Origin of the sequence: Thermococcus sp. ES12 (assembly GCF_012027515.1) — an archaeon.
GTDB lineage: Archaea > Methanobacteriota_B > Thermococci > Thermococcales > Thermococcaceae > Thermococcus > Thermococcus barossii.
Genome location: NZ_SNUP01000021.1, coordinates 1 through 543, shown reverse-complemented (window position 1 = coordinate 543; position 543 = coordinate 1). Strand labels below are relative to the sequence as shown.

Sequence of the window (543 nt, the reverse complement as noted above, 5' to 3'; positions counted from 1 at the left end):
ACAGCAATTTTAGCCAAAATGCCATAAAGTGCATACGTTAACCCAGAGAGCAGGCCTAATACTGTAGCGATCTTGTTACCATTCCAATGATCAAGATTCACAACTAAGAGGATGCCAAATATTGCCATGAGTAGCGCTAAAAGTTTTGTTGTGGTTATCTTCTCTTTAAATAGGAGATATCCTAAGATGGTTGAATAAATGGGAGCGGAATAAAGAAGGAGGACTGCAAAAGATACAGAGGAAATCTTTACTGTATAAAAGTATAGAATGTAAAATAGAAACACCGCAAAAAAACCGTAGAATGCATAGAATGGCAGTCTGTACCGCTTTATTTGGAAACCATTTGAATAGTTGTATACTAGGAGGAGGGAGAAGGCTATCAATGCTCGGTAAAAGGTTATAGTAAATGGATCCAAATTAAACTGGTAAAGCAACTTTGCAAAAATTCCAAGAGTGCCCCACATACTTGCAGCTAAAAAAACTAGAAAATAACCTCGTTTCAAGTCGTTACCTCCTTAAATTTCTGGTCCTACTGGAAGTCTG

At 37.4% G+C, this 543-nt stretch carries 1 protein-coding gene; it reads right to left on the bottom strand.

Annotation, left to right across the window (positions count from 1 at the left end):
* Positions 1–503 (bottom strand): EamA family transporter (locus E3E37_RS10790; protein ID WP_167717346.1); only part of this gene is annotated, 503 nt, incomplete at its 3' end.
* Positions 504–543: the final 40 nt, after the last annotated feature.